The following is a 24,998-nucleotide window of genomic DNA, read 5'->3' on the forward strand; positions in this document are numbered from 1 at the left end:
AAATATTCTCTTTATATAAGTAAAATGAAATAAAAAAATCGGCTAACTCTTTTTATAGAGTTGCCGACTTTTCGAATTTTTTAATTCAATACTGTCAATACATTACGAACCGAATGAACTGACTTGTCTAATGCTGTTTTTTCATCTTCTGTTAAATCAAGTTCGACAATTTGTTCGATTCCATTGCCGCCTAGAATAGTTGGTACGCCTAGATAAAGATCGTTATAACCGTACTCTCCTTCTAAATATGCAATGGTTGGAAGGATTCGTCTTTGACTTTTAATAATTGCCTCACACATATCAACTAAAGAAGCTGCTGGAGCATAATAAGCGCTTCCATTGCCAAGTAGATTTACGATTTCAGCTCCGCCATTTCTTGTTCTTTCGATAATCTCTTCCAATCTATGTTTAGGAATGAGCGATTCTAATGGGATACCACCTGCATACGAATAGCGTATAAGCGGAACCATATCATCTCCGTGTCCTCCTAATACAAATCCTGTAATATCTTTAACAGAAAGGTTTAGCTCCATTGCAACAAAGCTTCGAAAGCGTGCGGTATCTAAGACACCCGACTGACCAATCACTCTATTTTTCGGAAAACCTGATTCTTTATAAACTGTATAAGTCATTGCATCTACAGGATTCGTAAGTACAATAATGATACAATTAGGTGAATATTGAACTATTTCCCTCGTTACTGATTTCATAATAGATTGATTTGTCTGTACAAGGTCATCTCTACTCATACCTGGCTTTCTTGCCATACCAGCTGTAATAACGACAATATCAGAATCTGCTGTATCCTTATAATCAGAAGTTCCAATAATATTTACATCAAATCCTTGTACAGGACTCGCTTCAAACATATCTAATGCTTTACCTTTTGTTGAATTTTCATTTCGCGGAACATCTAATAAAACAATATCTCCAAGCTCTTTTTGAGCAAGTAGAAATGCCGTTGTGGATCCAGTAAATCCACCACCAATGATTGAAATCTTCTTGCGCTTAACCATATAATATCCCCCTTATTAGACCGAGAATGTATGAGCCACCAATAAGCAATTTACTAGACAGAGTCCCCTTTTACTCCATCTAGAAACACTATTCCATACTAGCTTATCCCATTCTAATCCAATGCCGCAAAACTGCTATTTTAGGCAAAAAGGAAGAAGAGATGAGACTATCTCTTCTTCTATTTGTTATTAACCCATGTTCTTAATTAATTCATCACCGAATTCCGAGCATTTCACTTCAGTTGCACCGTCCATCAGACGAGCAAAGTCATAGGTAACAACTTTAGAAGCAATTGTATTTTCCACGGATTGAATGACTAATTGAGCTGCTTCTGTCCATCCTAAATGTTCAAGCATTAGAACACCTGAAAGAATAACAGAAGATGGATTTACTTTATCTAAACCAGCATATTTTGGAGCTGTTCCGTGTGTTGCTTCAAAAATTGCATGGCCCGTTTCATAATTTATGTTTGCTCCTGGTGCAATACCGATTCCACCAACCTGTGCCGCTAGAGCATCAGAAATATAATCCCCATTTAGATTCATTGTCGCCACTACATCAAACTCTTTTGGTCGAGTAAGAATTTGTTGAAGGAAAATATCAGCAATTGAATCTTTGATAATAATCTTTCCTGCTGCTTCTGCCTCTGCCTGTACTTTATTAGCAGCATCAGAACCTTGCTCTTCTTTGATGCGATCATATTGAGCCCATGTAAATACTTTTTCTCCAAATTCTTTTTCTGCTAATTCATAACCCCAGTTTTTAAACGCACCTTCTGTATATTTCATAATATTACCTTTATGTACTAGAGTTACAGATTTACGACCTTCTTTAATCGCATAATTAATGGCAGCTCTTACTAAACGGCTTGTTCCTTCTTCTGATACTGGTTTAATTCCAATTCCAGATGTTTCAGGAAATCTAATTTTATTAACTCCCATCTCTTGTTGTAAAAAGTTAATTAATTTAGAAACAGCCTCTGAACCTTTTTCATACTCTATTCCAGCATAAATATCTTCTGTATTTTCGCGGAAAATAACCATATCTGTATCTTGAGGTCTTTTTACAGGAGATGGTACTCCTTCAAACCATCTTACTGGGCGTAAACAAACAAAAAGATCTAATTCTTGACGTAGAGCAACGTTTAATGAACGAATACCTCCGCCAACTGGTGTAGTTAATGGTCCTTTAATCGCAATTAAATATTCTTTAATAACATCTAATGTCTCAGAAGGTAACCATTCCCCAGTTTCATTAAATGCTTTTTCCCCAGCCAATACTTCTTTCCAAACGATTTTCTTTTCCCCATTGTATGCTTTTTCAACAGCAGCATCTAATACTCTTGATGACGCTGCCCAAATATCTGGTCCAATTCCATCTCCTTCAATATAAGGAACAATTGGATTTGCTGGTACATTTAATACTCCATCTACTACTGTAATTTTTTCTCCTTGCATGCTTCTATCCCTCCGTAAAAAATAGTTTTCCTTTTCCAATGCAATCCATTGGAAAAAGAATGAATGAAATTTATTATAACAAGCTTATAAAAGCTGATTATATTTACTATTCTGACGAATAAAAATAAGAAAACGCCAATTCATAATTAAACTCTACAACACTAAGTATATATCATCCTTTTACTCTATGGGAAATTATATCCTTTTTAGCGTTGATGAACTGGTACATATTCTAAACGTTCAGGACCTACATAATCTGCTCTTGGTCGAATTAGACGATTATTCTCATACTGCTCCAGAATGTGAGCAAGCCAACCTGACACCCTGCTTACAGCAAAAATTGGTGTAAATAAATCATGGTCAATACCTAGACTATGATAGACAGATGCAGAAAAGAAGTCTACATTTGGCACTAGATTTTTCTCTTCCTTTAACAGGTTCTCAATTTTAATACTCATATCATATAACTGAGGTTCCCCTGTTAATTTTGTTAATTTTCTTGCCATTTCCTTTAAATGTTTGGCACGAGGATCGCCCTTTCGATATACTCGATGTCCAAATCCCATTATCTTTTCTTTTTTCGCCATCTTTTCTCTAATATATGGCTCGACATTTTCGATACTTCCGATTTCTGATAGCATCTTCATAACAGCTTCGTTTGCGCCACCATGTAGTGGTCCTTTTAACGCCCCTATTGCCGACGTAATCCCTGAGTATATATCCGATAAAGTCGCAACACATACTCTAGCTGTAAAAGTAGAGGCATTTAACTCATGATCTGCATGAAGAACGAGCGCTTTATTAAAAGCCTCTATAGCAATTGAATCAGGCTCTTTTCCATCCAGCATATAAAGGAAATTAGCGGCAAATCCTAAATCCTTTCTTGGTGAAATTGGATCAAGACCTTTTCTTAATCTTGAAAAAGCAGTTACGATAGTTGGAATTTTTGCTTGAAGCCTTACAGCTTTTAAATAGTTTGATTCAGAATCCATGTTATCTGCGCTTTCATCATACGCTCCTAATAAAGATACACTTGAGCGAAGTACAGCCATTGGATGTACTTTATCTAACGGGATTAGTTTCATTTGTTCAATCAAAGAAGCAGGTAATTCAGCATTGTCTGCTAATTCTTGTTTTAGTTTTGCCAATTCGCTATCATTTGGTAGCTTTTGATGCCATAATAAATATACAACTTCTTCAAAACTGGAATTCTCTGCTAACACATCAATATCATAACCAACATAAGCAAGTGAATCATCTATAATGGAACTGATAGAAGATGTTGTAGCAATAATCCCCTCAAGCCCTTTTGTAACAGCCATACATATCTCTCCTTTACACCTTTTCTTTTTAGTTAGTACAAATCTTTCAAACTCCCATATTGTCCCTACCGTAGTTACCAATATTGTGAAAATCTGTAAAACCAAAGCAATGGAATACACTCTAAAGTAAATGTTCACTATTTTGTTAGATTAACTGAATATGTACCAAAAAATCAATTAAAAATGTAATCCGGGTTTATTTATAAAAAGATGGGGGAGTTTTTTTGTTAAAAATTAATGTGAGTATTCTTAATTTGAAAATGCTTACATTTACAAATAAAAAAATAAACTATTTTGGTACTTATAGATGAGATAATTGTAACTACACATTCATTATAAACAAAAAACTTCAAAATGTCTCATATTTTATACTTAAAAACTGTAGATATAGTAAAAAAAATTTTTTCTGATTCTCTCTTACACTATATTCTTCTATAATTAAATTATACCATAAATTCAAATCACCTGTCTGCCTGCAGAGTGGATTATGTAAACCACTCTACAACTTTTATTGCAGCATAAGCTATACCTGCTCCAATTAACGGTCCTACAGCAACCCCATTAAAGACAGAGACGGACAAAATGGTGCCCAGAACAAGAGCTGTTGTAATCTCAGGAGAATCAGCTAATAAGTTAACTCCACCTTTTGCTAGTAACGCTACCATTATTCCAGAAATAAGCGCAATCCAAGCATAAGGTGATTTAAATGTAGCGGAAAGATCCTTAAAGCCAATATCCCCTGTTGCAATTGGCACGAGAACAGCAATGGTAATAATCGTTACTCCCCAATTAATTCCTTTTGATTGAATGAAAGAAAATATTTTACTATCTATTCCAATCAGCTTCAATACTAACAAAAAAAGAACGGCAATAAGTAAAGAGTTGTTTTTGGCAACAAACGCAATTGCCAGAAGCAAATATAAAAATAAATATGGTTGACTAAATAAAATCATGGATAACTCTCCTTTAGAAAAACATTAACGCTGAAATCTTCCTTCTGACTTATTAATTTATAATAAAAAGCAGGATTTTCGATTAAAAAAGCATAAGTATAGAAAATATGAATGACAAAAGGAATATATTTCAATTCTTATTCCAATAAATAAATGGACCAATATTTATTATACTAAAAATGGGAGGATTAACGTTGAATTTTACTTATCTTTATCGTTCGATTCGGTTTATGGTAGTAATTACTGCTACCATCCTATTATTTGTAAGCATCTTTTATTTATCCAAAGTCACTTATCCTTTTATTATAGGATTTCTTATTGCTTTTTTAATGAATCCACTCGTAAATTTCCTGCAATTCAAGTGTAAATTTCCAAGAGCTTTAGCCGTTATTTTAAGCATTCTGCTCATTTTATCCGTTTTTGCTGGTTTAGTTTCTTTATTAATCGCCGAAATAGTCGCAGGTGCTGCATATCTAGGAGAGGTAGTACCAAAACATATTGATATCATCATTCGGTATATAGAAGATTTATTCGCAGCTCAAATCATCCCATTATATAATAAAATATCGCAAACCTTTGATAATCTCGGAACAGGGCAACAAGATACCATCATGTCAAATATAAATAAAGTTGGTGAACAGGTTGGGAATGTTATGGGAGATTTTTTACAATCATTTTTTCTCAATATTCCCATTATCCTTTCCTGGTTTCCTAATGCAGCAAGTGTCTTAATATTTTCTTTATTAGCTACATTTTTTATTAGTAAGGACTGGGTTCGATTATCTTTAAAGTTCGGAAAATTTTTTCCTTCTAAATGGCTGACTAGTGGAAAAACTGTATTCTTTGAATTAAAGAAAGCATTGTTTGGATTTATAAAAGCACAATTAACCCTTGTTTCGATTACAACGGTCATTATTTTAATCGGCCTATTAATCCTCCGAGTGGATTACGCTATTACAATAGCGCTATTAACTGGAATAGTGGATATTATCCCCTATCTAGGTACAGGATTAATATTTGTCCCTTGGATTATCTATGAAATTATCACTGGGCAATTTGTGCTCGCAATTGGGTTATCGGTGCTTTATATCATCGTACTTGTCCAGCGACAAATTATGGAGCCAAAAATACTTTCATCAAACATTGGGCTAGATCCATTAGCAACATTAATTTCATTGTTTGTTGGTTTTAAGCTTTTTGGTTTTATTGGCCTGATCGTTGGTCCTGTGTCCCTAGTAATTATCACTACCTTACATAGAGCCAATGTATTTCAGGACATATGGAGATTTATTAAAGGGGAAAGTGAGATACCAAAATAAAGAAACATGAAAAAAAAGAGCAGTGAATTTCTACTCATTCACTGCTCTTTCCTTTATAAACCTGTCTTTAGTTATTTAGTAAGGACCTCTAATTGCATTTTTAACCTTTTCCTCATAGTAAGTTCTTAAAGTCTGTAATTCTTCCGCATTAAATGGTTTTTCCTCTAATGCCTTTAAGTTTTCAACTATTTGTTGACGATTTTTGAATCCAGGGATTACACAAGAGATACCTTGTTGATCCAATATCCATCGTAATGCTGCTGTAGCCATTGACTTTCGACCATTTGCAATCCAAGTTAGCTCATCCGCTAATTCTACACCTTTTGCAAAGCCAAGACCTGCAAATGTTTCCCCAACATTAAAAGCTTCTCCATTTTCATTAAACTTTCGATGATCATCTTCATCAAAAGTATGCGCTTTCGTGAATTTCCCAGTAAGTAATCCACTTGCCAACGGAAGCCGCACAAGAATTCCGACACCCTTTTTCTCAGCTTCAGGAATCAATACCTCAAGTGGTTTTTGACGGAAAATATTAAATATTACTTGTAGAGCTTTTACATTAGGATTTCGCAAACATATATGGCCTTCTTCTACTGTTTCAACACTGACTCCATAATTGCGAATTTTTCCTTCTTGCTGCAATTTATCAAGTACTTCAAATACCTGACCATCTTTTAAAATTTCTGTTGGTGGACAATGAATTTGATATAAATCAATTGCTTCTCTATTTAGTCGTTTCAAACTATTTTCACAATATGTACGAACACTTTCCAAAGAGTAGGTTTCCTTTGCAAAAATATCTCCTCCACGACAAAATTTAGTCGCAATATGAATTTGATCCTCTTTTCCCTTCGTTGCCTTAGCAAGTAGTTCTTCGCTATGTCCATCACCATATACATCAGCTGTGTCAAAAAAGTTTACCCCTTTTTCAATCGCCTGATCTAGGGACTTTAATGCTTCACTGTCATCAACCTTTCCCCATGAACCACCAATAGCCCATGTACCAAAACTTACTTCACTGATTTTTAGACCTGTGTTTCCTAAATCTCTGTAATTCAATTTTTGAGCACCTCCATTAGCTACGACTACTTACGGGTATTTTATAGAACCCTATCTATTAAAAAAGGAAGAGATAGGCTGTACATTGAATAATCTTTGCTTCTTCTATTTCTAACAAATAAGCGCTCTTATAGAAATTATAGCAACCATCCATAAGTTTGTATATTAAATAAACTAACTTTAGAAAAACAATTACAATTTGTGTACATCTTCCTTCTAGATAAATGTGTACAAATTTAGTTAAAATCGTCCAATCTCTTTGGAAATTACCCCAAAAATACAAATCAATGCTCTCTTTCGGTTTGGCTCATAGACAAAATATAGTATAATTAATCAATTAAAGAATAGTATGACCTAAATAAAACTTGAGACTATCGAAAAAAAGAAAACCATCAAAAAACACTCAAAATACATAGGCAAGAATTAGGATAAAAAGGAGATTATAAATAGCTATGCATGTTAGTTGGAATCAACAATTAGTAAAAAAAGAAAATAAATCACTCTGTTTGTATTTAATTAAAAACAATGCTCCTATTTCCCGGGCTGAAATTGCTCAACAAACAGGTTTAACAAAAGGTACCGTTTCCTCTTTAGTATCCGAGCTAATTGACGAACAATTAATTTATGAATCAGGTCATGGTGAATCAAGTGGGGGCAGACGACCTGTCATGCTACTATTAAACCAGCATGCTGGTTTTTCGATTGGTATTGACCTAGGCGTCAATTACATATTAGGAATTTTAACCGATTTACAAGGAAAAATCTCCTATCGAATCAATGAAAAGTATGTGAATTTAACTTTTGAAGATACACTAAAGATTATTAAAAATATAATTACTACTTTAATGAACAATGCACCTGAGTCACCTTATGGTGTAATCGGAATTGGTATTGGAGCACCTGGCATTATAAACATGGAAGGCGATATTCTGCTTGCTCCAAATCTTGGATGGAAAAATGTTTCCCTTAAGAATCCCTTAGAAGAATTATTTAATCTTCCAGTCTTAGTTGAAAACGAAGCAAACGCAGGAGCATATGGAGAGAAGAGATTCGGGCTCGGGCTAGGACAGCCTTATCAAAATCTTATCTATGTAAGCGCGGGAATTGGAATTGGCGCGGGAATTATTATTGACGGAGGATTGTATAAAGGAAGCCTTGGTTATTCTGGAGAAATCGGCCATATGACGATTCAAAAGGATGAAATGGAATGTCGATGTGGAAATAAAGGCTGTTGGGAGCTATATGCATCGGAGCAATATTTATTAACAAAAGCCTCCGAATGGAAGCTGGGGGATAAAGATCAAGTCCATTTAAATGACTTGATTGAGCTTGCCAACCTAGGAAATAAGCTAGCAATCAATCTATTCAATGAAGTTGGCGATCATTTAGGTGCAGGAATAATTAATATCATTCATACCTTTAATCCAGAACAAATCATTATTGGCAATCGCCTAACCTTAGCAAAAAAATGGATAGAGCCTCGCGTGAAAAAAATGATAAGTAATCATACTTTACCCTTTCATCAATCGGAACTTGCTATCCATTTTTCTGATATCGACTTTTCTTCTTCTGCTTTAGGGGCTGCTGCTTTTTCAACAGAGAACTTTCTGAGATTTATGCTGCAACCTGATTAATGCATTAGTGGATTTAATCAAAGTCCTTTTGCATGCAATGAATAATCGATAGTCCTTATTCCGTGGGCTTCCAAATTCGGAAATTGCCACTTAAAGCAAGTAAACTAAAGAAGTATAAACAATTATCATAATAACGCCTATCCCCTTTTCGGATCGGTGTATTCCAAAATAATTCAACCATTTTTTTCGCATTCGGACCATCTGCTACTAAAGAAGCCATTGCATTTGTTGCAATTAACCCAATTGGATGAAGTGATTTCTCAGAAAAAGGAACTCCATCAATCGTATATCTCCTGTAATCTTCAGGATCAAGCTCTGCGAAAAAGTTCTGAATTTTATTAGCCGTTTTTCTTTCCCACTCACTTCCTCTAAACCATTCATAATCAAGACCAATATTCCCAGCTACTCTATAGGAATCACTATAAAAATGACCGTAGCCCTTTTCATTATTTGGTGTACCATCATAATAAGCATATTCAGGGGAGAGCCCTGTTTCTGGATGACAAGAAAGTTTCAAATATTCACGACTCGCCTTTGCAGCATCCTTCCAAAATCCTCGATCTTCCGGATATGCCCAGCAAGCAAAAAGCTCATAGAAATGAGGTAGATGATAGGACGGATCGGTAAATTCACAATTGGGGACAAACTTAATTAACTTATTGTCTAAATTCCACATTGGGTTCCCGTCTCCATTTTCCCCTTTATGCAAGCAAGTTCGCAATAAATCTCTCGCTTGCTGACCATAGTTGAAAGGTTCTTCTCCATCTCCCCATCGATGTGCTGCAAAAAATAAGGCAAGAGCAAAAAACTCTTCTCCATCTGGTGCTGGCCCATACGCTCGCTTTGATCCATCTGGATTGCAGGACCAAGCAAAGTAGCCAGCATTTTCTCCAGTATGCATGTACATATGCTTCTTTGTCCAATTCCATATTCGATCAAATTCCTCTTTTTTATCTAACTGGACAGCAATCATCATTCCATAGGACATACCTTCCGTTCTAACATCCAGATTACCTGTATCTAATAAGTAACCACCATCACTTGAAGGAAAATAAATTCTAGTGTCATCATCTCCATAAAAAATTTGTGTCCATGCATCCTCTAGTTTTGTCTGAATAGCACTATCTGTATAACCCAACTCTTTAAATACATTCCGGTATTTCCCTGTATTACATGCACCACTCACTTAAACAATCACTCCTTTCTTTTAAGACGAATAGGAAGTTATCAGACTATCATCTATTCCTTCATATGTTTCTGTTTCATCCTTCATTTCACTTAGTTCTATTAGCGTCACTTCATTTTTTGATAGTGTAAGAAGAAGTTTTAAATAGCCATCTTCCTCTTTATTTATTTTTGCCGTCGTAAGCTTTGGTATAGAAGCTTCTCTTAATGTTTCAACTGACTGTTTGTCTGGAAAACGAGGTCTCCCCATTTCTTTCCACACTTTCCAAGGATTCGCATAGTTATCATCTACACTCTGCCGCTTAAGAAAGTATTGGTCATTGTTAACAGGTATCTTTAACAATATTTCTTTTTCAAAACCTTCCCCTTTTTCCATTACCTCATTCCAAGCTACAAGGGCAATGGCTCCATTTTCTTTTCGTGTGATAATCATTTGGGCATCACGATAGAGCATTTCCTCTCCAAGCCTATTAAAAAAGGCAAATAAATGAAAGGTAGGCTTTGGAATGGCATGAAGGGCCATTAACCCAAACCCTCCATGGAATGGAGCTTTCGGTACATCAGCCTCCTCAAAGACATCACTAAATGTCCAATAGGAAAAAGAGTCTACATAATCTCCTCCCTCACTCAATATTCGCGCAAGATAAGCGGCATTTAATGGTGTATCATGAACCGGATTAATTGGACTGTACGAAGTATTGTATTCTGTAATATGGAATGGCAAATTAGAAAAGGCTGATTCTTTAATTAGACCACGCACTGCCTCAAATTGGTGAAGCATATCCGTATTATCCACCAGGTCTTGATAATAGTAATCGGGCGTAACTTTCTTAGGACTTTGCGATGTATATGCATGACGGCTGACAAAATCAACTGGCACTTTATCTTTATGACAAAATCCCAAGAAATCAACAATCCACTCGTCTGCTCCCCCACATATTGCCGGACCTCCAACCTGTAAATCCTGGTTCACCTCTTTAATTGCTGTTGCCGTTACTTTATATAGCTTAAAATATTCTTGCTTATTTGCGTCCTTCCAAAAATTCACTAAGTTAGGCTCATTCCAAACCTCAAATGGCCATTTTTTTACTTCCTCTAATCCATATCTTTCGATAAAGTGCTTCACAACCACTGTAACTAAATCGCTCCATTTTTGATAATCTTTCGGCGGTGTAACATTTCCTTTCCAATAAAAGATTGTTTGATCACCAGAAGCCAGTAATTCCGGCATAAAACCAAATTCAATAAATGGGCGTAGATTCAAATCAAGAAAAGAATCAAAGATACGGTCAATATAAGTAAAATTATAAAACACCTTCACTTCATCCCCTATCTTCATTTCCCGATAAATACCAACATCATCAGAAAGCAACCCATGCCCTCTTATATATTTAAAGCCAATTTTCTCCTGGATTATTTTAAGATGATCAAGATATTCTTTCTGAAGCGCCAACCCAAGCCGTCCCGTGCCGATACAGTACTTCCAATTTTCTTTTAATTGCTCCTTTCCTTTTGCCGCTACAATAATAGGTTTCATTTCCTTCTCTCCTATTCTTCCGTTCAATTACGTTTTCAGAAGTGAATTCTAGTAATATACCATCTTTTAAAATATTATTTTTTACTCTACAGGGTAGTTTCAACTCTTTTAGTAAATTTCGAAATTCCCCAGGAAATACTGTTCAAGAGCTTTATCTGTTAAACACCTGAGTAAGCCATAAATCCTCCATCAACTGGAACACTGATTCCAGTAACAAAGCCACTTGTTTCTTCATTAACTAGCCACAATAAGGTGCCCAATAAATCTTCTGGTTTTCCTAATCTTCTTACAGGTGTATGTGCCAATATTTTCTTCGTACGCTTTGTATAAGAGCCATCAGAATTTTTTAGCAATGCTTCATTTTGCTTCGTAAGAAAGAAGCCGGGAGCAATAGCATTTACTCTAATTCCAGTCTCCGCCATATGAACAGCCAGCCATTTAGTAAAGTTTTCAATTCCTGCTTTTGCAGCACTATAGGCAGGTACTTTTGTCATTGGACTTGGCGCACTCATAGAGGAGATATTTATGACAGTTCCACTTTTTCCAAGCATTTGCTTAGAAAATATTTGTGTCGGAATTAATGTCCCGATTATATTTAGATTAAACACAAATGAGAATCCCTCAATTGTTAAATCGAAGAAACTCGTAATTCCTTCTTTATCTAAATCCTCCATACGAAGAACTTCCTCTGAAGTAATCCCCTTTGGATGATTTCCTCCTGCCCCATTGATTAAAATATCACAGCTCCCAAAAGTTTCATACACAATTTCCTCCGCTTTTTTTACACTTTGGACATCGACTACATCACATGCAATGGCGATGGCTGTTCCACCTGCGATATTTATTTCCTCTGCTACCTTTTGTGCTTTTTCATACGTACGATTAAGTAGAGCTACTTTTACTCCCTGTCTAGCTAATTCCTTTGCCATACAACTACAAAGTACTCCTCCACCGCCAGTAATAACCGCAACTTTCCCTGATAGATTTTCAATTAATGGCAACATTTTTTTCTACCCCTTTCAGTTTGTTTCCCCCGCCTTTTCCAAACTATCCCAAATCCCTAATATATACATAATTCCCAAAGCTCGATCGTAAAGACCATAACCAGGTCTTGCCTTTTCCCCCCAAATCATTCTGCCGTGATCGGGTCGGAAATAACCTTTAAAATCATAATCGTGAAGCGCCTTCACTATTTCATATAGATCTAGCGTCCCATTTTCGGTACTTCTATGTGAAGTTTCCTCAAAATCTCCATTTGCTGCAATTTTGATATTTCGAATATGTACAAATGGTACACGATCCATTTTCAAAAAGTGTCGTAATATATCAGAAATATCATTATTGGGATTTGCACCTAAAGACCCCGAGCATATTGTTAAACCATTAGATGGACTATCAACTAACTTAACAATTCTTTCTAAATTTTCCTTTGAAAGAACAATCCTAGGCAAACCGAAAACAGACCATGGCGGATCATCTGGGTGGATAGCCATTTTTATATCACATTCTTCTGCAACTGGAATCACTTGTTCTAAGAAATACTGAAGATGGTTAAATAAATCTTCTTCTGTTACCTCTTTATATAATTGAAATAGATACTTAATCGATGTAAGTCTTTCCGATTCCCAGCCTGGCAATGAGTACCCATTCGATAAATTCTCCATTTGCTCAATTAAAGTCATTGGTTCAATCGATTCTATTTTTCCCTTTTCATATGCTAAAACAGTCGACCCATCAGGAAGTTCCTTTGCTAGGTCTGAACGCGTCCAATCAAAAATCGGCATAAAATTATAGCAGATAACCTTCACACCAGCTTTCGCTAGATTACGAATCGTTTGCTTATAATTATCAATATATTTTTCTCTTGATGGGAGTCCAAGTTTAATGTCTTCATGAATATTAACACTCTCAATAACTTCTAAACTCATACCATTTCTATTGATATCTTCCTTTAAATCCATGATTCTATTTTCTGGCCACACTTCTCCCACTGGGATATCAAACAACGCTCCTACTACCCCATCGATTCCAGGTATTTGCCTAATATGCTCTAAAGAAACACTATCATCTTCTTTACCAAACCATCTAAATGCTACCTTCACTTATGAATCCTCCTAAGAAATCATCTCTTTTATCTATATCTCAATTGATCTCAAAGTAATTTTTTGCATTAAAATAAGAGATATCCTGCACTAATTTTCCAATAAAAGCATAGTCTTTTGGGGCCTCTCCACTTTCTATCCAACTCCCTAACATATTACAAAGAATTCTTCTAAAATATTCATGCCGTGTATAGGATAGAAAACTTCTAGAATCCGTTAACATTCCTATGAAGGTTGACAAAATCCCTAAATTCGCCAAATCTTTCATTTGATTAATCATTCCATCTTTATGATCATTAAACCACCAAGCAGCCCCACTTTGTATTTTCCCCTTCACACCAGTTGTTTGAAAGTTACCTGCCGCTGATGTAATGATCGGACCATGATTAGGGTTCAACGAATAAAGGATTGTTTTTGGCAACTGATTATCTTTATCCAACTCATTTAAAAATTGATTAAGTGGTTTTGCTAATGTAAAATCATTAATGGAATCAAGGCCTGTGTTTGCTCCCAATGAGCGAAACATTCGATCATTATTATTTCGCTTTGCTCCAATATGCAGTTGCATCACCCAGTTTAAGGAAGAATATAACTGTCCAAGATATACGACTGTATACGTTTTAAACTTATTTTCCTCTTGTTTGGAAATGGATGCTCCTTCTAGCTTTGCTTGAAAGATGCGACTTGCCTCTCCTAGCGTGCATTCTTCATAAGGTAATACTTCCAACCCATGATCAGCAATTCTGCATCCATTTTGATGAAAATAATCAACGCGGTTTCGAATAGCGTCTAGAAAAAGCTCATAATCTGTAATGCTAGTATTTGTTTTCTTCCCCAGCTCTCTTATATAAGAAAGGAACGATTCTTGATTAATCTCAAGCAAAGAATCAGGACGAAAGGATGGAAGAACCATTGCTTTGATCTCCCTATTTTCTTTTATCATGCTATGATATTCTAAATCATCTAATGGATCATCTGTTGTCCCAATCATTGCGACATTAGATTTAGCAATAAATCCTTGGGCAGTAAATTCTTTTTGCTTAAGCTTCTCATTACAAATATTCCAGATTTCATCGCAAGTATCTTCATTTAATGCAGAGTCAATCTGAAAATATCGCTTTAATTCTAATTGGGACCAATGATATAAAGGATTTCCAATACAGTAAGGAAGAACTTTTGCCCATACTTGGAACTTTTCATAATCACTTGCCTTCCCTGTTATATAATCTTCATTTATTCCGAAGTATCGCATTGCTCTCCATTTATAATGATCTCCCGCTAGCCATAGCTTACTAATATTATCGAAGGATTTGTTTTCTGCTATTTCTTTTGGATTTAAGTGGCAATGATAATCAATTATTGGCATTGACTTACTATATTCATGATATAGAATTTTTGCAGATTCATTTTGTAATAAAAAATCTTCTTCTATTACTTGCATCAACACTCTTCCCCTTTCCTAATTTCAATATAAGAAAACAGTTAGTGCCATTTTCTTTGAATAATTCATATTTTTCGTCCTGCAAATATATCCTCAACTATCTATATAAATAAAAATAAAAAATTTTCTTTTCCGACTAAACAAAGCTTAAATATTTTTTAGCCAATAAAGTAGTGAGGATATTTTTCCTTTAAAACATGCTGTTCCAAAACGGCTAGCTGAAGATGTTTTTCCATTATTTCACTCGCCTTTTTTCCTTCCTTATTCAAAATTAGCTTATAAAGGAGCTTATGTTGAGTAATGATTGTTTCCCAGTTTGTATCACTAGACAACCTGAGGAGTCTTAACCTCTTAAAATGACTATTTAGAAGCTGAAGCATATTCCATGTTCGTTCTTTTCGACAGGCAGCAAATAGTAACTGGTGAAATTCCTCATCTAGTTCAAATATTTTTTGGAAATTATTTTGTTCCATACAAAGTTCTTGCATTCTTATATTGCCTTCTAGGCGAAAACGAAATGACTCTGGAAAATTCTCACTAGCAAGAACAACAATTTCCTTTTCTACCATTTCTCTAATAAAGCGACCTTCTTCTACATGTTCTAAATTTATTCTTGATACAATCGTTCCATATTGAGGAATAATATCAAGCAATTCCTCTTGTGCAAGCTTCAAAAATGCTTCTCTAACAGGCGTTCTACTTACATTAAGCTCATCTGCTATTTCTTTTTCGGATATTTTCGTCCCTGGTTCTAATTCCAATCCCATAATTTTCTCTTTCAAAATATTATAGGAGTAATCCCTTGAAGAAACCCTCACTTCTTTTGTAGTTAGCATCTTCATTCTCCTTCAATTGATTTATGAACCATGTACATGTTTAGTATTATAGGATTCTTCTTCATTAATGGAAGATGATTTCTTTAGAAAATTACTTTCAATGTGATTTAACATGGCTCTAGAATTAAACATCATACTCATTGCAATTAAACTAGCAATAAAAACAACTAAAAAATCAGTGGTAATTACCGTAGCAAACCCCACTAGAAATAGGATAAGCATATTGCCGATCGTTTCTTTAAATTTAATAAACTGATAATACGCAGATAGCTTTATTAAGTCTCTTATCCGAAAAGTAAACCTTGAGTTAATCATTAACATATTTATACTTAACATCGTCCAGATAAGAGTAAGTACAAGCAATACGATAAAAATTATTTGATTGACTGGAGTTACTGTTATTCGGAGGTATTGTAAATCGATGAGTAAGACAAAGTATACTGCAAGGATTATTGTCCAGATGAAAAAAGTTCCTTTTAAATTTGATCGATAGCCATAGAAAAAGTCAGCAGTTGGCGACAACTCCTTCGTTCTCACTAATTTCTCCATTGAATAAAGCAGTCCTGATATAGCAGGACCAGATGGAATTAATGCAAGAGCATACAAACCGATATTAGAAAACGATGGTGTTAATGTCATGAAGAAGAAAATAAATATTGCATTTGTTGCGACAAAATAGATATTCGTTAATAAAATCCAATACACATAATTACTGAATGTAAATAAGATTCCTTGACCAAACTCTTTTTTTTGTTCCATGCTTTTCACCTTCTTTCAAATAAAATATATCGTAGTATAGATTGGATGAGGTATCCTACTAATATGCAAACTATAAGATACCTCATCATTTTTTAGCAGTTAAGAAAGTATAAGTTTTTGAAGTCAATCTGGTGTCTAGCTCCAGCGCCTATCGGTTAGTAAACTTCCGAGTATCTCCCTATGATAAGTCAACATCGGTTCACTAACGTTCCCCGTGTTTCCTTTATCTCAGTCGATACTCTCCAGTTTGTACACCGATAAACAGGAGCTTCCGCTATTCTTAGTTATTTTTCTTATATTCTAGATACGTTTTATTTGCTGTTTCTACATATTGATCTAAGCCTTGACTTTTTAGCTCTTTAACAAATGCATCAAATTCACTTAAATCACGTGTACCTAGAATAAACTTTAATGTGTTTTGGTTTGTATAATCTTTTAAAGGTGTACTTTGTAATGTTGCTTTTTCTCTATCTTCAATAGAATAAGGAATTAGTGGATCTGTTGGAACTGGTGTTTTTACTGCTTTCATATCATTTTGGAATTTAATTTCTTCTTCACTCATCATGGAATGAAGTAGATCTGTTGTTCCTCCGTATGCAAAAACTCCGCCAGAGAATCCATAATCAACACGTAAATCCTTTGTTCCATTTGGATTTAATCCATTGTAATTAATATCATCTGTTAATTTTCTTACTCCATTTTCCTTCGTAAATGTTGTTCCTTCTACACCCCATTTAGTGAATTCTTGACCTTCATCACTGTAATATAGCCAGTCAATAAACTGAAGAATTGCTTCGAATTTCTCACTTTCCTTAATTTTCGAAGTAATCATGACACCGTTTTCTAATCTAGAACCCGACATTAATTGGCCAGTAGGACCACCAGGAACGGTAATTTTTGAAATAGAATAATTTCCTTTTCCTAATGTTTTATCCATATCGACACGATGTAAGTTAATAGTTTGAGAGTTTCCATTAATAATAAATGATTTACCCGTTACAAATTTTTGCACTGCTAGATCATCGCTTTGTGTAAAGCTCTCTTCATCTAATAATCCTTCTTCTACTAATTTGTGGAAGTAAGTAAGCATTTCTTTATATCCATCTGTAGTTGCTGCATAAACAAACTCATCTGCATCTTGATCATAAGATAATCCGTTTCCGAATCCCCAACCAGCTTTTGTTCCAAAACCTGTTGCTGCAATATTTAATGTACTGTTAAAAGTAAAACGATCAGAGAAAGGAATAGAATCAGGATAGATTTCTTTCAATTTCTTCATAGCTGTATATAATTCATCCCAAGTTGTAGGAATAGCAATGTTATTTTCTTCAAAGATATCTGTTCTAACAATTAATGTATAATCTGGCCAAACTTCTTCATGTAAACCTGGAAGTACATAGAATTTGCCATCATTTTGGCGTAAAGTATCTAACTCAGGATCTAAATCCCATTTTTCAACTTTTTCTTTAAAGTGAGGCATTTTGTCAATGTAATCGCTTACCGGAAGTGCCGCGCCAGATGCAACAAAAGCAGCTTCTTCCCCAGGGTATGTTTTAGGGATAACGATTGGAGCATCTCCTGAACTAATTAACAAACTTCTTTTTTGCGTGTAGTCACTCATTGGTACAATAGTCGACTTTAATGTGACATTTGTGATTTCTTTAATCTTATCCCATAGAAGCCAGTCTTCTTTATATGGATATGTTGGCTGATCCATATATAAAATCGATAAATCAAATGGTTCAGTTGCTTTAAATGTGTCTCCTGCGTTATAAGATTCCATCGCTCCTTTTGTAGATACTTCTACGTCACTACTTGCTGTATCATCATTGGAACAAGCTGCAGCAAGTAATACTAACATGAATAGCCCTAGAAATAGCCCTACCTTTTTACAACTTTCTTTCATAGTATTTCCTCCCCTTATATATATATAGGAAAAGCGTAAAGTTATTTTTCGCTAATAGCAGGCATATGAAAGGAATCCTTAGGAAAAACAACTACGCTGAACTCCCGTTAACCGGAAGGCTCATTTTTTTACTTAACAGAGCCTAGCATTACACCAGAAACAAAGTATTTTTGCACAAATGGGTATACCGTTAAAATCGGTAAAATGGTTAATACCATTGTTACTGACTTAATATTTGCAGAGATTTGTGTTAAGTTGTCAGCTGATGTTGCACCGGCTGACATTCCACTAGTAGTTCCTGCAATCATATTTCTTAAGTAAATCGTAACTGGGAATAGCTCTTTTTTATCTAAATAAATGAAAGCACTAAACCAAGAATTCCAATAGGCAACGGCATAAAATAATACCATTGTGGCAATTACAGCTTTACTTAGAGGTAAAACGATCTTTAATAGAATACCATATGTGTTTAAACCATCGATTGAAGCTGCCTCTTCTAGTTCTTCAGGCATATTTTCAAAAAAGGATTTCATTATTAGCATATTATAAATACTAATCGCACCTGGGATTACAATCGCCCACATAGAATTAGCAAATCCTAAAGCATTGATTAAAACATAGTTCGGAATTAAGCCGCCGTTAAAGAACATAGTGAATACTGCAAACACAGTTAAAAATCGACGTCCTACTAGCCTTCTTTTTGATAGAGTGTAAGCAAATATCGTTGTTAAAAACATGGAGATTATTGTCCCCACTACTGTGTAAACAACTGTATTTTTATAATTTATCCAAAACATCGTGTCAGACAGGACCTTTTGATAGGTTTCCACATTAAATCCCTTTGGAAATAAATTTACCTGCCCTGAATTGATATAGGACTCGCTACTAAAAGACTGTGCGACAACATTGATAAACGGATATAGCGTACAAAATATTATGATTAATAGAATACAGACATTAAAGACTTTAAAGATTTTATACTGCTTTGATTCTTTCATTTATTCTCCCCCCTACCATAAACTTCTATCTGTTAATTTTCTCGAAATGCTATTTGCTGATAATACAAGCACTAATCCAATGATGGATTCAAATAACCCAATAGCTGCTGCATAACTGAAATTATTTGATTCTAGACCAACACGGTATAAATAAGTTGAAATAACATCTGAAGTTTCATAGGTTAAAGGATTATAAATCAATAAGATCTTTTCAAAACCTATAGCGAGAAAGCTACCGATATTCAAAATTAATAGTGTAACGATTGTCGGCAATATTCCAGGAATCGTAATATGCAGGGTTTGCTTCCAACGATTGGCCCCATCTATTTTTGCTGCTTCATATAAGGAGTCATCAATGGTCGTTAAAGCAGCCAAATAAAGAATTGCTCCCCATCCCATTCCTTGCCATACTTCTGAAGTTACATAAATCGTCCTAAACCATTCTGGACTTTGAATAAAGCTTATTTTCTCTCCTGTAAAGAATTCCACTATCCCATTGATTGACCCGTTTAGTGCAGTTAATTGCAAAATCATCCCGGCAATGATAACAATAGATAGGAAATGCGGTAAGTAGGATGCTGTTTGCACAAATTTCTTGAATTTTTTTGACTTTACTTCATTTAATAGGAGTGCAAAAATAATTGGCATAGGAAAACAAAATAGTAATGTAATTCCGCCTAATATTAAGGTGTTTTTAAATACATTCCAAAAAACTGGGTCGTTTATGAACATCTCAAAGTAATAAAAACCTACCCATTGTTCCCCATAAATTTTACCGCCTGGCATATACCTTCTGAAAGCGATAACATTACCAAGCATTGGACCATACTTAAAGATTAATAAATAGATAATGGGTAGAATTAACAAGGTATATAGCTGCCAATCTTTCCGTATAACAGCTAATGTTGTTTTCAGCTTGCTTCTTTTTGGCTTTTTTACAGTTTTTACTTCCGAATGAACGACTTCCGTTTCCATAAGAACCCCCCGTTTCTGATTATTCAAAATACCATAATCTGAGATTTATAGCTTAGTAGCTGACTATTATAAAGCTACATCTTTCAAAGATATAGCAAATATACAATTTTTAAGCGCTTAGTGGTAAAGGTTAGAACCCTTATTAAAAAAATTCTAGTAGCAATGATGTAAAAAGAGAGTTTGTTAAAGAGAGTTATATACGATACAAATGAAGTGATAAATGGTGATAAGAATTTATAATTACTGGATGTGAAGATTTTTGTTCATTTTCAAAATATACTAGTATGGTAGTATACCTAAAAGTATACTTCCTTTTGTTTAAAGAATATGAAACAGTGGCTTTTCTTTGATGTAATAAACTGGAATATGTGGAAAACCAGCTTCGATTAAAACTTTCAAATACTCCATTCCTGGTTCTTCGCTAACCGCATGACCAATCAGGATAAGTGCCTTCTTTTTCCCTTGGTGGATAGCATCTCTAACATACTCTGGTGACTCCCATTCCGGTCCTTCTCCTGCAATAACTAAATCAAGACTCTGGTTCTGAAATAAAGGAATTACCAATTCTCCTCCACCTCGATAGCCTGCAAGCAATCCAATCCTTTGGCAGTCCATCGATAGATCACCCACAACTCTTACGAAAGGGGCACCAAGTTTATCTTTAATATACTTTGCAATTTCAGTAACAGATTGCTTTGGAATCGTCAAAGTAGTTGCCGTTGACTGATACTCTTCTGTATATTTCTCCCATTCAAGCTTGCGAATCAAGCCTACCATGATACCGTCAGGATCATACCGGTGAAAGTAATCATGAAATCGAAAAATGCTAATATTAGCTTCTTCAATTAATTGAAGCTTTGCTAGAAAAATTGGATCTTTTGAATATGCTTCTTTCCAATTTTGATGACTATAAAAAGGTCCTTCATGGGTAATGATTAAATTAGCTTTGAGAGAGATTGCTTTTTCTAATACTTCCTGAGTCAACATGAATGCGATTACAATTCCCTCCACATTAAGAGTTGCTGATCCTTTTACTAATACATCTGTTGTTGATCCAAATTCTCTTGCGGGCTCGATTAACCTATCTATTATTCTCTGAATACTTGTCATTCTGTCTCCCCCATCAAGTTAATCAAATTATACCACGTTATACTTTGTTCATTCAATATACAAACTATATTTTTTACAAGTATTTCTATAAATTTTCTACCTGAAGAATAAGTGTTTACTTTCACTAATTTTTTATTCGACGATTACATTATTTGTTTCTTGCTTTTGCATACGCTGAAAAATAAGGATACTACTAGACATTAATATGCAAGCAATAGAAACACCACTGAAAAAAGGCAGCAGTCCAGGAATATAGAGTAGAAGAAAAGTATCTGCTACTAATCCAAGAATAACTAGCAACAATATATGGATATTCAACACTCCTAGAAAAAAGGAATATTTAAAGTAATCGATGAACTTTAAATGGTAATGTACATAAACAGGAAAGAAGAATAAAAGTGTAATAACATATAAGCATGAAATAAGTAGCAATATACTAGTGGTAACAATACGGATTAGACCATCAAGATTTAAGATTAGATAGTAATCTGCATAAAGCATTGCTCCAGCCAGTACGAATACTAAACCATAGATATTGCTTTTAAATACCTCACTTTTATAGACGGATAAAAATGTCTTCCAAATGGGTATATCCGTTTCTTTCATAAACCATTTTCGGACAACAGTAAATAATGCAACCGTTGCTGGCATAAAACCAAATAGGACGAGGCCACTTACTGTGAACAATACCCACAGTATATTAATATAAGCTAGCTTCATAATCCATTCACAGATGGTATATAATTTCCCCATTGGTTTTGCTGACATGCTTATCCCCTCTACTTTCTTCTTTCCTATTAAATCTGTTGATTTGTTCCCCGTCAACAACCCACGACTGAAGTCACGGGCTTGTAAGGTCTTGCAACCTTTGGAATTTACAGCGGACAACAAGACCAACATCTTGCCCTTCAAATCAAGCTAGAGATACTGTTTGGGCTCCAAGCAACCCGTTTGTATTATTATACCACTACTGTTTGCAGTAGTAGTATAGTTCTTCTTTGCTTTTAGCAAAGAAAGAGAATGTCGGACAATTGAGTTAGCAGAAGCTAACCCTTGCCCAAAGCCGATTCATCTCACGACTGAAGTCACGAGGGTTCTCAGCTAAAGCCTAAATCTGCAGCCTGAATCCCCTTAGCTTTCGGCGGTTTATTCAACCACTTTCAAATGTATTCAGGCTGAGAATATAAAGATTACAATCAAGAAAATAACTTTCCTTACTATATACTAACTTCTAGGTAGATAGTAGAGGCTTTACTGCTGTTCCTCCAACCACAAGATGCTGGTTACTCCCCTTGGGTAGTATTTACTTCCTGCGATTTCACCTGCTATTATTTGATCACTCCAGCTCCAAACGGATAGCTCGGGATGTGTTAGCCATTCTACATGAGCAGCATCTGCTTTTGCCCCTTTTTCATCCCATTTCCAGTCTAGAATTTCTCGAGCGATAAATTGGCATAAATAAATTTTGCTTAGCCATGAGTTATTACTTGTAGAGGAAATTTTCCAGCCTCCATCTTCAAATAGACAAACACCTTCTATTAATACTGTTTCAAGATGTGTCTTTAATGCCTGAATATAGCCACCATATCGTCCATGCTCATCCAATGCTTCCTTACAATTTGTAAAGTATGGGAAAATCAGTCCTTCTATTGCTGGAATGATTTTTGAGTCATTTCCTTCTCCAATCACAGCTGGAATATATCCATCTTCCGTTACGTGCTCCACAATGGTTGCTGCACACTTTTCTGCTTGCTCTCCAGCAAGCTTAGCCAAATCTGTTCTTTCATTTTCTGTAAATATTTTTTCAAGCGCAATATAGGAAGCCCATATTTTCCCCGCAAGATAAATATTGTTGCGTGCTTGCCCTAATGACACATCAAGACTGTCATAAGTGGTAATTTCCGCACCACCCATTACCCTTGAAGAATCTAGACCCATTAAACCATTGCGCTTATCTGGTTCTGGATGATCCCTGTTTAGCATACTTTCAAAGCATTGCTCCACTATCTGAAGGTTTGCATCTAACCACTTTTGATCCCCTGTATGGCTAACATAAAGGGCCGCACATAATACCCAGTTTACTAGCTGTTCATGTGTCATATGTGAAAAGCAACCATCAAGGCCATACAACTCATAGGATGAGTATTGTGGACGAGAAATTGTATTTGCTACTCCCATATCATGTGTAAAACTTATTCCACCAGGATATTCTGTATCATCATTAGGAAAACGAACAGTATCTTCATAACTAAATCGTTGGACAAACATATCTAATTCATTTTTTACTGTCCATGGGTTCATTCTTAGCTCAAAGAAAATCTGATCCACTGTTAAATCAAAAGTATTCATCATCCGATATTCCCCTTCATTCACTACCCAGAAGGGTTCCCCATTATAATCTAACAATTGTGTAGAGCCATAATAGCTGCGAATAGAGTGAATCAACATAAATTTTTGATCTTCCGATAAATGCTGTGTGCCAGCTATTTTTTCATTCGCATTTTTTGCTCGCTCTGCAAGTGTATCGAAGTTTTCAAGAGCATATTCTGCAACAGATTCAATATTTTTAAAGAAGTTAGTATAGTAATAGGAAGTATCCATTCCTGCCGTTACTATCCCCCCTCTATAAAAACAGATGGCAAATTGGTATGTTCTTTTTTCTCCTGCTGGAACATCCACAACTAATGCTCCTAAAGGACCTAATCCAAATGTCCAATTCTCTTTTTGAGGAGTTGTTAGAATGTTTTCTAAGCTAAAGTGCATTGCTGATTTAACATCAGGATTATTGGATACAATAGCAGTCAATCTACCTTGACCAATACCAGCAAAGCCCTCCATTGTATCATCGACTCTTCGCATCGATGAATAAGGATCACTTCCCTGATAACCGAAAAAAGCGCGTCTACTTCTTGTTCCGTTCGAATTATCTACAGTCAGTTCAGCCAAGACAGCTGGCAATATAGTACTTTTCAATTCTTCCTCATTCGCAGCTGTAGGATCTGGAACAGGTTCCACTTGGGAATAAATCGTAAAAGATATATCCTCTGATTCCCATGTATCCGTTCCAAGTTGAAAATTACGTTTTATTTTATCTTTAGAGATAGGATAAATGATATTAGGCTTATCTGGATCTGGATCCATATTTTCAATATCATATCTTTTACTTTCATCATCATCTTGATAAGCAAAGAAAGGAAAAGCTTCATATGTCCCTTCTTTATCTAAAGCTTCAGCACCTATATAAATATTTTGCTTCGGAGAACGACCTAACTCTAAATCTAATCCACCACTAGCACCAGGAAATCCTAGTGTAAAGCTTGAGAACGCTCCAATTGGGGAATGATGAGCATTAAAAAATGAATTTTTTGGCATCGTTATTATTTCCTCC

At 35.2% G+C, this 24,998-nt stretch carries 20 protein-coding genes; 2 read left to right on the plus strand and 18 right to left on the minus strand.

The features are described from left to right. Positions 1-80: 80 nt before the first annotated feature. From mdh to AB3U99_RS17085, 4 genes are all read right to left on the minus strand, one after another. Entirely contained in the window at positions 81-1,016 is a 936-nt protein-coding gene (mdh, locus tag AB3U99_RS17070; protein WP_400242738.1) for a malate dehydrogenase, read from the minus strand. Between the two features lie 189 nt (positions 1,017-1,205). Next, a complete protein-coding gene (icd, locus tag AB3U99_RS17075) occupies positions 1,206-2,474 on the minus strand; it encodes an NADP-dependent isocitrate dehydrogenase (protein ID WP_400242739.1) in 1,269 nt (422 codons plus the stop codon). 206 nt (positions 2,475-2,680) lie between these two features. After that, positions 2,681-3,796 carry a citrate synthase gene (gene citZ / locus AB3U99_RS17080; RefSeq protein ID WP_400242740.1) on the minus strand — a complete coding sequence of 372 codons (1,116 nt, stop codon included), beginning with the start codon at positions 3,794-3,796 and terminating at the stop codon, positions 2,681-2,683. 485 nt (positions 3,797-4,281) lie between these two features. Further along, positions 4,282-4,749, minus strand: a complete 468-nt coding sequence (locus tag AB3U99_RS17085; protein WP_400242741.1) for a DUF441 domain-containing protein — start codon at positions 4,747-4,749, stop codon at positions 4,282-4,284. A gap of 194 nt (positions 4,750-4,943) precedes the next feature. Between AB3U99_RS17085 and ytvI the strand changes: the two genes are divergently transcribed. Beyond that, positions 4,944-6,068, plus strand: coding sequence for a sporulation integral membrane protein YtvI (gene ytvI, locus AB3U99_RS17090; RefSeq protein ID WP_400242742.1), 1,125 nt, complete (start codon positions 4,944-4,946; stop codon positions 6,066-6,068). Positions 6,069-6,143: 75 nt separating this feature from the next. Here the strand turns inward: ytvI and AB3U99_RS17095 are convergent, their stop codons facing one another. Further along, positions 6,144-7,127, minus strand: a complete 984-nt coding sequence (locus AB3U99_RS17095; protein WP_400242743.1) for an aldo/keto reductase — start codon at positions 7,125-7,127, stop codon at positions 6,144-6,146. A 452-nt stretch (positions 7,128-7,579) separates the two neighbouring features. On the opposite strand from AB3U99_RS17095, the gene AB3U99_RS17100 reads away from it, so the two are divergent. After that, on the plus strand, positions 7,580-8,761 hold the full coding sequence (locus AB3U99_RS17100; protein WP_400242744.1) for an ROK family protein: 1,182 nt from the start codon (positions 7,580-7,582) through the stop codon (positions 8,759-8,761). A 55-nt stretch (positions 8,762-8,816) separates the two neighbouring features. Here AB3U99_RS17100 and AB3U99_RS17105 read toward each other — a convergent pair whose 3' ends face one another. From AB3U99_RS17105 to AB3U99_RS17165, 13 genes are all read right to left on the minus strand, one after another. Next, positions 8,817-9,947: a glycosyl hydrolase family 8 gene (locus AB3U99_RS17105; RefSeq protein ID WP_400242745.1), complete on the minus strand. Its 1,131-nt coding sequence runs from the start codon at positions 9,945-9,947 to the stop codon at positions 8,817-8,819. A 21-nt stretch (positions 9,948-9,968) separates the two neighbouring features. Beyond that, positions 9,969-11,483, minus strand: a complete 1,515-nt coding sequence (locus AB3U99_RS17110) for a GH39 family glycosyl hydrolase (RefSeq protein ID WP_400242746.1) — start codon at positions 11,481-11,483, stop codon at positions 9,969-9,971. 158 nt (positions 11,484-11,641) lie between these two features. After that, on the minus strand, positions 11,642-12,487 hold the full coding sequence (locus AB3U99_RS17115) for an SDR family oxidoreductase (RefSeq protein ID WP_400242747.1): 846 nt from the start codon (positions 12,485-12,487) through the stop codon (positions 11,642-11,644). 15 nt (positions 12,488-12,502) lie between these two features. After that, on the minus strand, positions 12,503-13,585 hold the full coding sequence (gene uxuA, locus AB3U99_RS17120; RefSeq protein ID WP_400242748.1) for a mannonate dehydratase: 1,083 nt from the start codon (positions 13,583-13,585) through the stop codon (positions 12,503-12,505). A 40-nt stretch (positions 13,586-13,625) separates the two neighbouring features. Continuing rightward, entirely contained in the window at positions 13,626-15,029 is a 1,404-nt protein-coding gene (uxaC, locus tag AB3U99_RS17125) for a glucuronate isomerase (RefSeq protein WP_400242749.1), read from the minus strand. 155 nt (positions 15,030-15,184) lie between these two features. Continuing rightward, entirely contained in the window at positions 15,185-15,862 is a 678-nt protein-coding gene (locus AB3U99_RS17130; RefSeq protein WP_400242750.1) for a GntR family transcriptional regulator, read from the minus strand. Positions 15,863-15,883: 21 nt separating this feature from the next. Next, a complete protein-coding gene (locus tag AB3U99_RS17135) occupies positions 15,884-16,621 on the minus strand; it encodes a DUF624 domain-containing protein (RefSeq protein ID WP_400242751.1) in 738 nt (245 codons plus the stop codon). A gap of 280 nt (positions 16,622-16,901) precedes the next feature. Continuing rightward, entirely contained in the window at positions 16,902-18,527 is a 1,626-nt protein-coding gene (locus tag AB3U99_RS17140; RefSeq protein ID WP_400242752.1) for an extracellular solute-binding protein, read from the minus strand. A gap of 128 nt (positions 18,528-18,655) precedes the next feature. Continuing rightward, positions 18,656-19,525, minus strand: coding sequence for a carbohydrate ABC transporter permease (locus tag AB3U99_RS17145; RefSeq protein ID WP_400242753.1), 870 nt, complete (start codon positions 19,523-19,525; stop codon positions 18,656-18,658). 12 nt (positions 19,526-19,537) lie between these two features. Further along, positions 19,538-20,500 (minus strand): ABC transporter permease, encoded by a 963-nt coding sequence (locus AB3U99_RS17150; RefSeq protein WP_400242754.1) that lies wholly within the window; start codon positions 20,498-20,500, stop codon positions 19,538-19,540. 318 nt (positions 20,501-20,818) lie between these two features. After that, positions 20,819-21,610, minus strand: a complete 792-nt coding sequence (locus AB3U99_RS17155) for a Nif3-like dinuclear metal center hexameric protein (protein WP_400242755.1) — start codon at positions 21,608-21,610, stop codon at positions 20,819-20,821. Between the two features lie 132 nt (positions 21,611-21,742). Continuing rightward, complete coding sequence (locus tag AB3U99_RS17160) at positions 21,743-22,378, minus strand: YesL family protein (protein WP_400242756.1); 636 nt, start codon at positions 22,376-22,378, stop codon at positions 21,743-21,745. A gap of 483 nt (positions 22,379-22,861) precedes the next feature. Continuing rightward, complete coding sequence (locus tag AB3U99_RS17165; protein ID WP_400242757.1) at positions 22,862-24,982, minus strand: glycoside hydrolase family 52 protein; 2,121 nt, start codon at positions 24,980-24,982, stop codon at positions 22,862-22,864. Positions 24,983-24,998: the final 16 nt, after the last annotated feature.

The organism is Niallia tiangongensis (assembly GCF_044704065.1).
In the GTDB taxonomy this organism is placed as follows: domain Bacteria; phylum Bacillota; class Bacilli; order Bacillales; family Cytobacillaceae; genus Niallia; species Niallia tiangongensis.

Excerpts from the sequence above, each read along its gene's own strand:
- mdh (WP_400242738.1), bottom strand. The coding sequence starts at position 1,016 with ATGGTTAAGCGCAAGAAGATTTCAATCATTGGTGGTGGATTTACTGGA.
- icd (WP_400242739.1), bottom strand. The coding sequence starts at position 2,474 with ATGCAAGGAGAAAAAATTACAGTAGTAGATGGAGTATTAAATGTACCA.
- citZ (WP_400242740.1), bottom strand. The coding sequence starts at position 3,796 with ATGGCTGTTACAAAAGGGCTTGAGGGGATTATTGCTACAACATCTTCT.
- AB3U99_RS17085 (WP_400242741.1), bottom strand. The coding sequence starts at position 4,749 with ATGATTTTATTTAGTCAACCATATTTATTTTTATATTTGCTTCTGGCA.
- AB3U99_RS17100 (WP_400242744.1), top strand. The coding sequence starts at position 7,580 with ATGCATGTTAGTTGGAATCAACAATTAGTAAAAAAAGAAAATAAATCA.
- AB3U99_RS17110 (WP_400242746.1), bottom strand. The coding sequence starts at position 11,483 with ATGAAACCTATTATTGTAGCGGCAAAAGGAAAGGAGCAATTAAAAGAA.
- AB3U99_RS17115 (WP_400242747.1), bottom strand. The coding sequence starts at position 12,487 with ATGTTGCCATTAATTGAAAATCTATCAGGGAAAGTTGCGGTTATTACT.
- AB3U99_RS17130 (WP_400242750.1), bottom strand. The coding sequence starts at position 15,862 with ATGCTAACTACAAAAGAAGTGAGGGTTTCTTCAAGGGATTACTCCTAT.
- AB3U99_RS17135 (WP_400242751.1), bottom strand. The coding sequence starts at position 16,621 with ATGGAACAAAAAAAAGAGTTTGGTCAAGGAATCTTATTTACATTCAGT.
- AB3U99_RS17140 (WP_400242752.1), bottom strand. The coding sequence starts at position 18,527 with ATGAAAGAAAGTTGTAAAAAGGTAGGGCTATTTCTAGGGCTATTCATG.
- AB3U99_RS17145 (WP_400242753.1), bottom strand. The coding sequence starts at position 19,525 with ATGAAAGAATCAAAGCAGTATAAAATCTTTAAAGTCTTTAATGTCTGT.
- AB3U99_RS17150 (WP_400242754.1), bottom strand. The coding sequence starts at position 20,500 with ATGGAAACGGAAGTCGTTCATTCGGAAGTAAAAACTGTAAAAAAGCCA.
- AB3U99_RS17155 (WP_400242755.1), bottom strand. The coding sequence starts at position 21,610 with ATGACAAGTATTCAGAGAATAATAGATAGGTTAATCGAGCCCGCAAGA.
- AB3U99_RS17160 (WP_400242756.1), bottom strand. The coding sequence starts at position 22,378 with ATGTCAGCAAAACCAATGGGGAAATTATATACCATCTGTGAATGGATT.
- AB3U99_RS17165 (WP_400242757.1), bottom strand. The coding sequence starts at position 24,982 with ATGCCAAAAAATTCATTTTTTAATGCTCATCATTCCCCAATTGGAGCG.